Origin of the sequence: Roseibium aquae (assembly GCF_008711285.1) — a bacterium.
Lineage (GTDB): Bacteria > Pseudomonadota > Alphaproteobacteria > Rhizobiales > Stappiaceae > Roseibium > Roseibium aquae.
On record NZ_VXDC01000010.1, the window covers coordinates 84,174 to 95,378 of the forward strand.

Sequence of the window (11,205 nt, forward strand, 5' to 3'; positions counted from 1 at the left end):
TGAGGCAACCTGTCACGACTCAAATTGATACACTATTGATTTACATCATGGCGGGTGTTACGCAAGAGAAAATCGAGAAGCAAGTCGCGGAGGAACGCCATGACCGTCGTACCGGTCACATCACCGGATCTGGAGGGAGCCGAAGTCTCCTGGTTCGCAGCGCTTTGCTCGGACGATTATCAGTTTCTCGGTGTGCCGGAAGGCCACCTCCGGTCGTCCTGGGAGCATTGCTCCAACATCGTGAAGACCGCGGAACGTCAAGGCTTCCGCAACATTCTATGCCCCTCCTCCTATCAGGTCGGCCAGGACACCTTGAGTTTTGTGGCCGGCTGCGCCCCGATCACCGAAACCATCAACCTGCTGGCCGCCGTTCGCTGCGGCGAAATGCAGCCGATCATGCTCGCGCGTACCATCGCCACGCTCGATCACATGCTCAAGGGGCGGCTGACGGTCAACATCATCTCCTCCGACTTCCCAGGAGAGCAGGCCGAAAGCGGCTACCGCTATCAGCGGTCGCGCGAAGTCGTCGAAATCCTCAAACAGGCCTGGACCCGGGACGAGATCTCCTACCAGGGCGAGGTGTATCGTTTCGATGGCCTGACCACCGATCCGGCGAAGCCCTATCAGACCGGTGGCCCGCTGCTGTATTTCGGCGGCTATTCGCCTCCCGCATTGGAGTTGTGCGGGCAGCATTGCGACGTCTATCTGATGTGGCCGGAGCGCATGGAGGAACTGGCCGGCCGGATGCAGGCCGTCCATGCCGTCGCCGAGCGCTATGACCGCACGCTGGACTATGGCCTGCGCGTCCACATGATCGTGCGCGACACCGAACAGGAGGCGCGCGAATACGCCGACTATATCGTCTCGAAACTGGATGACGATCAGGGAAAGGCCATCCGCGAGCGCGCCCTCGACGCCAAATCGCTCGGCGTTAGCCACCAGGCCAAGAACCGCGAAATCGCCGATGATGACGGCTATATCGAATCGGGCCTATGGACCGGTGTCGGGCGAGCCCGCTCCGGCTGCGGCGCGGCGCTCGTCGGATCGACGGACCAGATCCTTTCGAAGATCGAGCAATACCAGAAAATGGGTATCCGGGCCTTCATCTTCTCCGGCTACCCGCATCTTGAGGAAGCCGAGCATTTCGGAACCCGCGTGATGCCCGAGCTGAAAACCGTCTCTCTCCCGCATGCTTATGGCCGGGTTCCAGCCGCGACCCCGGCAACCCCGCTTGGAAATGGAGTCCGCCGCTGATGGAGCGCGTAAAGCTTTCGCCAGACCTGGAACTGAGCCGACTGATCTATGGCATGTGGCGGCTTGGAGATGACAGCGATACATCGGCCGGCCATGTGGCCGCCAAGATCAAGGCCTGCCTCGACCAGGGCATCACCACGTTCGATCAGGCCGATATCTACGGCGGTTACACCGCAGAGGGGCTAATGGGAGCCGCCTTGAAGGCCGACCCGGGCCTGCGGTCTAAAATGGAAATCGTGACCAAATGCGGCATCGTCGCGCCGATGGGGGTCTATGCGACCGCCAGCGTGAAACACTACGACACGTCCCGGGCCCATATCGAAGCCTGCGTGGACAGGTCCCTGTCCGAAATGGGGATCGAGCGGATCGATCTGCTTTTGATCCACCGTCCGGATCCATTCATGGACCATCATGAGACCGCGGCCGCCCTCGATGGCCTGGTCTCCAGCGGCAAGGTCAAGACCGTAGGTGTCTCGAACTTCCGGCCCTGGGATTTCGAGCTTCTTCAATCGGTGATGTCCACCCAGCTCGTAACGAACCAGATCGAGATCAGCCTGGCCCATCTGTCGCCATTCACCAATGGCGATGTCGCCTTCCACCAGCGCCTCGGGCGGCATGTGATGGCCTGGTCGCCGCTGGGCGGCGGTTCCCTGATGACCGGCGAGGGCCCTGTCCAGCACATTCTCGATGAGATCACCAACGACCAGGGCGCCGATCGCGCGGCCGTCGCCGTTGCGTTTCTGCTTGCTCACCCGGCGGGGATCCTGCCGGTTCTGGGCACGAACAATCTCGACCGGATCAAGATGATCGCCGACGCCGCGAAAGTGACGCTCGATCGGCAAACCTGGTTCCGCCTCTATGAGGCCGGCCTTGGACACGAGGTGCCTTGATGACCATGCAGACCACCAACCATCCCGTCACCTTCCACCCCGATCCGGACAACACCAGGCTTCTGCGCGATGCCTTCGGCCGGTTTCCGACCGGTGTGACCATCGTTACCGCCGCCTCGCAAAATGGTCCGGTCGGCATCACCGCCAACAGCTTTTCGTCCGTATCGCTGGACCCGCCTCTCGTGATGTGGGCGCCCGATAAGGGATCCCGCAGGTTCCCCTATTTCGAAAGCGCGGAACACTATGCCATCCATGTTCTCAGTCACGAACAGGATGCGCTTTGTCACGGCTTTGCACGTAACGCGCACGCCTTCGACGACTTGCAGCTGACCGAAAACCGGCATGGTGTTCCACTGATCGAGCATTGCCTTGCGCGCTTCGAGTGCCAGCGGGTCGCGGCCTATGAAGGGGGCGACCATCTGATCGTGCTGGGACGCGTGATCCGGGCGGAAATGCGTGACGGCGACGCGTTGACCTTCTTTGCCGGGAAGCTCGGTCAAACCGCGCCGAAGTGAGGAGACCCGGGCGCCAGGCTCTGATAGGGCAGGCCATTTCAACGGGCTGGCCGGTGATATAGCATGAACGAGCCGCGCCGGCTTTTTCCAATCCCTGTAGGATCCAATGGCCGCCACTGCACTGGAAAAATTCCGGCTTCTCTTCCCCGGTCTGGTGATTGCCGGCCTTGTCGCAGTTGCCGCGCAGTTTCTGAACGAGCATTACGGTGCCCCGGCCATGCTGATGGCCATCTTGCTGGGCATGCCGCTGAACTTCCTGTCGGAGGAAACCCGGACGGCAGCCGGCGTGGACTTTGCCGCCAAGAGCCTGTTGCGGATCGGCGTGGCGCTTCTAGGCGTGCGCATCAGCATCGATATGGTTCAGACCCTCGGGCTGCCGATGCTGGCATTGATTGCCAGCGGGGTCGTTGCGACAATCGGGTTTTCGCTCCTGGTCGGCGGCCTTTTCGGCAAGGACCGCTTGTTTTCGTTTCTTTCGGGGGGGGCGGTGGCGATCTGCGGTGCCTCGGCGGCCATGGCCATCGGCTCGATCCTGCCCAAGCGCCCGAATGCCGATCGCGACCTCGCCTTCACCGTGATTACCGTCACGGTGCTGTCGACAGTGGCGATGATTTTCTATCCCGTCATCGCCGGCGCGCTGCGCCTGGATCCGGAAGCCACCGGCGTTTTTCTGGGCGGCACGATCCACGATGTCGCCCAGGTGGTCGGCGCCGGCTTTTCGATCTCCGAAGACACCGGGGACCTGTCCACCCTGGTCAAGCTGATCCGGGTCACCCTTCTGGCTCCGGTCGTTTTTGTTGCTGCGTTGATCCTTCGGAGATCGGTCGAGCCGGGCGCCAAGCGCCCGCCTTTGTTGCCCGGCTTCGTGATCGCGTTCCTGTTGCTGGCCGCGCTGAATTCCCTCGCCCTGATCCCGGCCTCCGTGCAGGAGGTTGCAAGCCAGATCTCCCGCTGGGCGCTTCTCGCCGCCATCGCCGCGGTCGGGATGAAGACGTCGATCCCGAAGATCCTGGAGGTCGGCGGGCCCTCGATCTGGCTGGTGGTCGTCCAGACCGCGTTCCTCGCGGCTTTCGTTCTGACCGGGATTTGGCTGCTGGGTTGAAGCGGCTTGCGAAACCGCCCCTGGATGCCGCGCGGGCGCATCGCGGGAGGGCTTTTCTTACCGGCGGGACTGTGAAATACACCGGGGGCGGCGGGACACCCCTGTCCATTGCCAATGCGCCCGCGCAGGCCCATCTTGTGTGAGCGTTTCCTCGGCGTTTTCCGAACCGAAAGTCAGAAATGAAGAGCTACATCACGACCCCGATCTATTACGTGAACGGCGCCCCGCATATCGGACACGCCTACACGTCGATTGTCGCCGACATCATGAAGCGGAACCGCACGGCACTGGGGATGGAGATGATGCTATCGACCGGCGTCGACGAGCATGGTCAAAAAAACCAGGAAGCCGCAAGGGATCTTGGGATGCAGATCGAGCCCTACCTCGACATGCGTTGCGACGAATTCCGCAAGGTGTTCGATCTTCTGGACGTGGACTACGATTATTTCGTGAGGACCAGCCGGGAAGGCCACAAGAAAGCCGTCGCTCACATGGAGCAAACGATTTTCGACAAGGGCCTGATCGTCAAGCACGCCTATACCGGGATCTATTGCAAGGGATGCGAAGAGTTCAAGAAGGAAAGCGATCTCACGGAGGACGGGCAATGTCCGCTGCACCCGACCATGAAGGTCGAGCAGACTGACGAGACCAACTACTTCCTGAAGATGGAACCGTTCCGGCAGAAGCTGCTCGATCATATCGAGGCCAACCCGGATTTCGTTCACCCGGCCGCGTTCCGCAACGAATTGAAGCAAATGCTCTCCGAACCCCTGGAAGACCTGTGCATCTCGCGTCCGAAAGAGCGGGTGACACTCGGGGTCGACCTGCCCTTTGATCCGGATTTCGTGACCTATGTGTGGTTCGACGCCCTGGCGAACTACCTGACCAATATCGGTTGGCCGGAGGACGGCTATCAGGACTGGTGGGCAGCCTGTGAGCATCTGATCGGCAAGGACATTTTGAAACCGCACGGGGTCTACTGGCCGATCATGCTGATGGCCGCCGGCCTGCCCCTGCCCAAGCGGCTCAACGTTCACAGCCATTGGACCGGTGCGGGCGGTGTCAAGATGTCCAAGTCGATCGGCAATGTCGTGGACCCGCACGAAGTGGTCGAAATGATGGGCGTCGATGCCTTGCGCTGGTACCTCGCCCGCCACATGCGCGCCGACAGCGACAGCCAGATCTCGGTTGAATTGATCCGCCAGACCTATAACAGCGAGCTTGGAAACAAGATCGGCAATCTCCTGTCCCGTGTCGCGAAGTTCTCGAACAAGAACTTCGATGGCAAGGTGCCCGTGCCCGGCCCGCTGACGGAAGAGGACGAAACGCTGCGCCGGACGGTGATGCAAGCCGTGTCCGGCCTGGCCGGCGAAGTTGCCATGCCGGACATTCCGGCGCGCGTGCACGTGCTGGTGACGGCCGCCGAGGCGATGAACGAGTACATCGATCATCAGGCGCCATGGTCCTTGTTCAAGACCGAGGAGACCCGGGAGCGGTGTGCCACCGTTCTTTATGTGACGCTGGATTGCCAGCGGGTCCTGTTCGAGGCGCTTGCCCAGATCATTCCGACCTCGGCCGCCAAGGCACTTGCCATGCTCAATGCCCCGGAGGTTGCCGTTCCCTGGACACCTCAACTGGACAAACTCGCTGGCGGGACACAGCTCGGTGACATCCTTGCCCTGTTCCCAAGGGTCAATGCCCCCGAAGCGGCCTGATCGGCCAGCCCGGCCCGCGCATTAGATAAACAAAGACCGCGGATGTCGCCATCCGCGGTCTGTTTGTTTGAACGCACCTGTGTGCAGCCGCCCGGATTGAACGGCTGCAATAGAAATTCGTTAGCCGACCTTGGCGTTGTCGTCGCGCTTGACGGCAACGATTGCAGAGCGCGGCAGGCTGCCTTCTCCGTCCGGGAAAGGCTTGCCCGGATGTTGGATGCCAACAAACATGGTGCGCTTGTCGGAAGACCAGGTCAGGCCGGTCACTTCAGAGCCATTCCCGGTCCGATTGACTCGGCACGCTTCAGTTTCACCGGGAAACGGCCCGCACCATTCCAGTTGCAAGGCATCTTTTCGTGGCTGGATAGATCGCCAAGAGGTCCAATTTTACCGGGCGACATTCTCGCGCATCGAGCGTTTTGCTTGAAACGCCCGCTGGTCTAGGATCTTGAAAGCCGCGCCAGATACGCCGTGATCGCGGCGATTTCTTCACTTGTGAGCGCGAAGGTCGGCATCATGCCGGGGCCGGCCCGCACGGCGCTGGTGACGGTGCCGAGGCTCAGCCCGCCAATATCTCCGACTTCGCTTTCCCGCGCCGTCGGTCCATGGCACTCCCGGCAATGCTTCGCATAGAGTTTGGCCCCGAGGCCGGCCTGATCAGACGCGTGCGCCACCGGGGCAAAAGCCAAGGCAAACAGGCAAAAAACGATCAACCGGCTCATGGCATGGATCCGTTTTCAGGGCGGCAGGTCCTGACCTTGCCCTTCCTCAGGACGGCAGACAACGCTGCCCGCTCATGCAAGAAGGCGTGCCCGGAGGCACGCCTTCCACGAATTCGGGCATCCGGCGTCAGGTGCCTATGAAGCCGCCGTCGTCCTTGGTGATGACCACCGTGGCACACCGCGGGACCGTGCCGTCGTAGTCGGGGAAGCCCGAGCCGAAATCGCCCGCCGCGAACTGCTCTGCCGAGGCATGGGCGCCGGGGTGCTGGAAGTTGATGAACATCGTCTTGCCGTCCGGCGTGGCGACGACGCCCGTGGTTTCCTGCCCCCAGGGTCCGGTCAGGAAGCGCTTGATCTCGCCCGTGGCCGGGTTTGCGGCGAGCATGCCGTTCATGCCGAAGTCCTTCAGCGGGCCTTCATAGTCCGGCCCGAGATCGCCCATGTCCGTCTGGATCCAGAGACGCGAATCGCCGTCGCACCACAGCCCGTCCGGGCAGGCGAAGATGCTGTCGTCGTTCAGCGCGCCGCCGGTGGCGAGCGCCGAGTTCCGCGCGTTTCCGGCGAGCACGAACAGGTCCCACTCGAACGACGCCTTGGTGTGGTCGTTGTTCTCGTAGTTCCAGCGCACGATCTGGCCGAAGTTGTTCTCGGCGCGCGGGTTGACCGCGTCCGTCTGCGCCTGCGTCCGGCGCGAGTTGTTGGTCAGCGCGAAGAAGAGCGTGCCGGTGTTGGGATCGACGGTGCCCCATTCCGGGCGGTCCATCTTGGTCGCGCCGACATGGTCGCCCGCAAGACGGGTGTTGACCAGGATGTCGGCCAGATCGGCGAAACCGTTGGCCGGCGTAAGCCCGTTGCGGCCCGGCGCCAGCGCTAGCCACTCGCCGGTGCCGTCGTCGTTGAACTTCGCTACATAGAGCGTGCCGCTGTCGAGGATCGAGCCATCCGTATCGCCCGGCACGAACACGTCGTCGGAGACGAACTTGTAGATGTATTCGAAGCGTGCGTCGTCGCCGGAGTAGCAGACGACCGGCGCGCCCTCGACGACCGGAGCGAAGACCACGCCCTCATGGGCGAAGCGGCCCAGATGGGTGCGCTTGACCGGGGTGCTCTCGGGGTCGAACGGGTCGATCTCGACCATCCAGCCATAGGTGTTGGGCTCGTTGCGGTAGTCCTCGGCGGCCGAGGCGCCGCGCGTGGTCGCGTCCCAGCGGACGTACTCGTCGGCGCCCGACTTGGCCTTGTGCCAGCCGTAGCGGCCGCCGTTCGGGTTGGTCGAGACGCCGTAGCGGGCATGCTCGCGCGGCAGGTCGGGCTTCTGGTCGAGCTCGGTGGTGTTCGAGAAATAGCCGGCCCAGTTCTCCTCGGCGGCGAGGTAGGTGTTCCACGGCGTCACGCCATGGGCGCAGTTGTTGACCGTGCCGCGGGTCGCCGTGCCATCGGGGCTGTACTTGGTGCGCACGAGCGACGAGCCGCGGACCGGGCCGCCGATCTCCATCGGGGTGTTCGCGGTGATCCGGCGGTTGTGCGGGTCGGCGACGATGGCCCACTGGCCGTCGGACTGCTTTGCGGTGCGGTAGACCGAGATGCCGTGGGAGGCGATCTCCATGCGCACCTCGTCGTCGTCGCGCATGCCATCGGCGTCGTAGACGACGCTGCGCTTGTCATGCGCCACGCCCTTGTAGCCTTCCTTCTCGGCGTGCAGGAAGCGCGGCTCGATATATTCGTGGTTCAGGACGAGCAGGCCATCCTCGGAGGAGCCTTCGATCGGGAAATAGTGGATCCCGTCGTGGCACTGGCCGATCTGGTGCTCCCTTTCGGCGCCGGTGTTGGCGCCGGGGCGATAGGCAGGCATGTCGCCAGAGATCGGCTCGCCGAGCGCACCAAGGATCTGGAAGCTGTAGCCCTCGGGCACGACCACGGTGTCCTCGAAGCTCACCGGCACCGCGGTGAACCCGATCAGCGACGAGGTGGACTGGGCAAGCGCCGCCTTGCCGGTCAGCGTGCCGCCTATCAGGCCGGTGGCGACGGTGGCGAGCCCTCCCATCAGGAAGCCGCGGCGCGCGACGCGGGCCTCCATCACGTCGTAGAAGTTGCGGTTGTCGGAGTTGTTGCACTGCGGCTCGTCGCCATGCTCATAGCCCATTGCCTCGGTATAATCGGGGTAATCTTGCTCGAGATCTTTCATCTCTGGCTCCCTGTAATGTGTCGGAAACGCGACTTCTTCAATCGCTGTGTTTTCGTTAGCAACATGTTGTGACACCGCCATGACCAGAACCGGCGACATCTTGCCACCGTTCGTGAATATTTGATTAGCCCGCGAATTTTTCTGTGTTTGCGCGCGCCCGGCGCATCTTGCACCGCGCCGCAGCGGCATCCGGCTTGCCCGCCCGCCTTTGGAAAACACGCCGAACCGGAGCCCTGGTCAGTTGCCCAAGATGTCGTTACCCGTTGGATTTAATGCCTGCCCCCCGAAGCCGAACAGGGATCAAGCCCCTTGACAAGGCGATCTGGATTACCCATCTCGTACCCGGCTGCAGACGCCTGCCTTCCGCATAATCCGGTGAAGTTCTGCCAGCGACACGCTTGTATGCACCCGCGCGGAGCGCGGATGGCAACGCGGAACCCATCCACCTTGTTTGCCCGCGCCAAAGTGGAGCGACAAGACATGTCGATCTCAAGAATATCCATGCCCACCGTCACGGCAGCGAAATCGCAAGCCAAACGGCTGAGGGCAAGCCTTCAAGCCGACGGGACGGCCATCAGCCATGCCAAGGCGTTGGAATTGGTCGCCGCCCAACATGGCTACCGGGACTGGAACACGCTGCACGCGGCGATCTCCCGTGCAGGAACCGTTCTGCCCGGGCTTGGAGACGAAGTGGAAGGCCGGTATCTGGGCCATGCTTTCAAGGCAACTGTCGTGGGCGCCGAAGCAAGCCGCCCAGGCTGGACCCGATTGTCGTTCGACCTCGAGCGGCCGGTGAACGTATCGAAGTTCGCCAGCTTCTCGGTGTTGCGCAAGCGGATCGCCGGCACGCTCGGGCCGGACGGCAGGACCCGCGAACACACCTCCGATGGCGTTCCGCACATTTCTCTGTCCATCTAAAAGCCTGCCTCTACCGAACCAGGTATCCCCCGCAAGCCAGAAGCCTGCGGGGGTCATTCGGGGGAAAATTGCGGTAGCGCCAAGCGGGTGGCCCTGCGGAGCAAGCCGGCCGTTGGCTTTGAGCAAGGCCTGCAACATGGAGATGGCAAGCGCTCCCGCTCCCAAATTGGCCGGCTGGAAAGCTATCGCTCAGTCAACAGCAAACGGGCGGCAAGCCCGGCGAACACCAAGGATGCCGCCCGGTTGAGCGCCCGGTGGGCCCAGTCGGCCTTGCGCAGAAACCCGCCAATTGTGCCGCCAAACAGTGCGACCGCCCCAAAAACCATCACGGTGGCCGCAATGAAAACAACCCCGAGCAGGCCGATCTGAAGCGCGACCGATCCATGTGCCGGGTCGGCGAATTGCGGCAGAAACGCCAGGAAGAAGATTGCCACCTTCGGGTTGGTCACATTCATGACAATGCCGCGCCTGTACAGCGCCGCAAGCGGCAATTTGGGTGCCGCCCCATTGCCGATCCCCGTGGCCCCGGCCCGCCAGGCACCAATGGCCAGGTAGAGCAGATAGCCCGCACCAAGGACTTTGAGCGCGGTGAAGGCGGCGGCGGAGGTTTCAAAAATCGCGGCAACACCGAGCGCAACGGCTGCCGTGTGGACCAGCAGGCCGCTGCACAGGCCAAGCGTCACGACAAAGCCCGCCATCCTGCCATGAAGCGCGGACTGGGTCAGAACGAATAGATTGTCAGGTCCCGGTGCAGCGCCCAGTGCCAGCGCCGCCACGAAAAACACGCTCAAAACGTCGATTGGAATCACGCAACCTCCAGCAAGACAAAGTCGTTTTTGGTCCCCAAAGTAAAAGGCTCGATCCTCAGAAAAGCCACGCGGGAGCAAGAAGCGGGGCGTTGGCCTGAATGACCGGGATCCGCAGCGGCGAAACCGGCGGCCTATCGCCGGTTTGCCTGATCCCAGGCCCAATCGGTGATGGCATCCTCGGCCGCGACCAGTTCGACCGCCACAAGGCCGCTTGCCAGATCCATGCACGCATCTGAAGAATAGCCCAGATCGCCGCCCGAATGCCCCGCGATGCCGTCCTCGATCTCGATGCCCATACCATACCTCTCTCCGGCAGGATCGGCCATCATCGCAGTGAGCAGATCGTCTGGCAGAAGACTGCGTTCGGCAAACAGCGCCCGGTAGAAGCGGGCGACATCCCGGGCGGAGGCGATAACCCCTCCATCTCCCAAACCGGCGCCGGAATAATAGCGGCGCACCAGACTGGCGGCCGAATGGCCCTGGCCGAAGGGAGGCGGAAGCGGACGGCTGCCAAAGACGAAGCTATCGGTCAGCCCCGCCGGCTCGAATACCTCTGCCTCCAGCACCGCCGCGTAGGACAAGCCGGTCGCACGCTCCAGTATCGCGCCCAGAAGCACGTAGTTCGTGTTCGAATAGTCGAACCGCTCGCCGGGAGCAAACAACGCCGGACGTCCACCGGCGGCGCGCAGCGCACCGTCAGTTGTCTGAACGACCGCCGGATCTTCCAGCACCGCGTCCAGCCACGCATCGTCCATGTAGTCGGGCAAGCCGCTCGTCATGGTCAGAAGGTGGCGCAGGCGCACGCCCGGCAAGCCGCCGAACAGGTCTGTGGTCGACGGCGGAACAAGACGCGCGACCTCGTCGTCCAGTCCGAACGCCCCGCGCTGCACCAGCCGGAGCACGGCCACGGCGGTAAAGGTCTTGCCGAGGGAGGCGATGGCAAACGGTGTGTCGGCCGCCGCGCCCGATCCTGCCTCGACGACGGCGAAGGTATCGCCCTGCCCGATCAGCCTGACAAACGGATCCGCTTTCAACGGTCCGGCAGAGCCGAACGCCAAAAGCCAAACCATCAAGAGCGTTGCAAAACGCATCACC

Annotated in this window: 9 protein-coding genes and 2 pseudogenes; 6 read left to right on the forward strand and 5 right to left on the reverse strand. The window is 62.8% G+C overall.

What is annotated here, in order from left to right:
- The first annotated feature begins 99 nt into the window (after positions 1–99).
- The 5 genes and pseudogenes from F0184_RS16100 to metG all read left to right on the forward strand — a co-directional run.
- The gene (locus F0184_RS16100; RefSeq protein ID WP_150497233.1) at positions 100–1,254 is read left to right on the forward strand and encodes an LLM class flavin-dependent oxidoreductase; all 1,155 of its coding nucleotides are present in this window, start codon (positions 100–102) and stop codon (positions 1,252–1,254) included.
- Complete coding sequence (locus F0184_RS16105; RefSeq protein WP_150497234.1) at positions 1,254–2,144, forward strand: aldo/keto reductase; 891 nt, start codon at positions 1,254–1,256, stop codon at positions 2,142–2,144. Before F0184_RS16100 ends, F0184_RS16105 begins: the two co-directional genes overlap by 1 nt.
- Entirely contained in the window at positions 2,144–2,659 is a 516-nt protein-coding gene (locus tag F0184_RS16110; RefSeq protein ID WP_150497235.1) for a flavin reductase family protein, read from the forward strand. The genes F0184_RS16105 and F0184_RS16110 overlap by 1 nt, the downstream gene beginning before the upstream one ends.
- Positions 2,660–2,765: 106 nt before the next feature.
- On the forward strand, positions 2,766–3,761 hold the full coding sequence (locus F0184_RS16115; RefSeq protein WP_150497236.1) for a YeiH family protein: 996 nt from the start codon (positions 2,766–2,768) through the stop codon (positions 3,759–3,761).
- A gap of 176 nt (positions 3,762–3,937) precedes the next feature.
- Positions 3,938–5,476 (forward strand): annotated as a pseudogene (gene metG / locus F0184_RS16120) (methionine--tRNA ligase); the annotation flags it as partial.
- 120 nt (positions 5,477–5,596) lie between these two features.
- Here metG and F0184_RS20690 read toward each other — a convergent pair.
- The 3 genes and pseudogenes from F0184_RS20690 to F0184_RS16135 form a co-directional block, all read right to left on the reverse strand.
- Positions 5,597–5,764: pseudogene (locus tag F0184_RS20690) on the reverse strand (alkaline phosphatase PhoX); the annotation flags it as partial.
- Positions 5,765–5,916: 152 nt separating this feature from the next.
- Positions 5,917–6,198: a c-type cytochrome gene (locus F0184_RS16130; protein WP_150497238.1), complete on the reverse strand. Its 282-nt coding sequence runs from the start codon at positions 6,196–6,198 to the stop codon at positions 5,917–5,919.
- Between the two features lie 127 nt (positions 6,199–6,325).
- Positions 6,326–8,383 carry a PhoX family protein gene (locus F0184_RS16135; protein ID WP_150497239.1) on the reverse strand — a complete coding sequence of 686 codons (2,058 nt, stop codon included), beginning with the start codon at positions 8,381–8,383 and terminating at the stop codon, positions 6,326–6,328.
- A gap of 480 nt (positions 8,384–8,863) precedes the next feature.
- On the opposite strand from F0184_RS16135, the gene F0184_RS16140 reads away from it, so the two are divergent.
- Positions 8,864–9,301, forward strand: coding sequence for a glyoxalase superfamily protein (locus F0184_RS16140; protein ID WP_150497296.1), 438 nt, complete (start codon positions 8,864–8,866; stop codon positions 9,299–9,301).
- Between the two features lie 182 nt (positions 9,302–9,483).
- Here F0184_RS16140 and F0184_RS16145 read toward each other — a convergent pair whose 3' ends face one another.
- The gene (locus F0184_RS16145; RefSeq protein WP_150497240.1) at positions 9,484–10,110 is read right to left on the reverse strand and encodes a LysE family translocator; all 627 of its coding nucleotides are present in this window, start codon (positions 10,108–10,110) and stop codon (positions 9,484–9,486) included.
- Positions 10,111–10,241: 131 nt separating this feature from the next.
- On the reverse strand, positions 10,242–11,201 hold the full coding sequence (locus F0184_RS16150) for a serine hydrolase domain-containing protein (protein ID WP_172972133.1): 960 nt from the start codon (positions 11,199–11,201) through the stop codon (positions 10,242–10,244).
- Between the last annotated feature and the right edge of the window lie 4 nt (positions 11,202–11,205).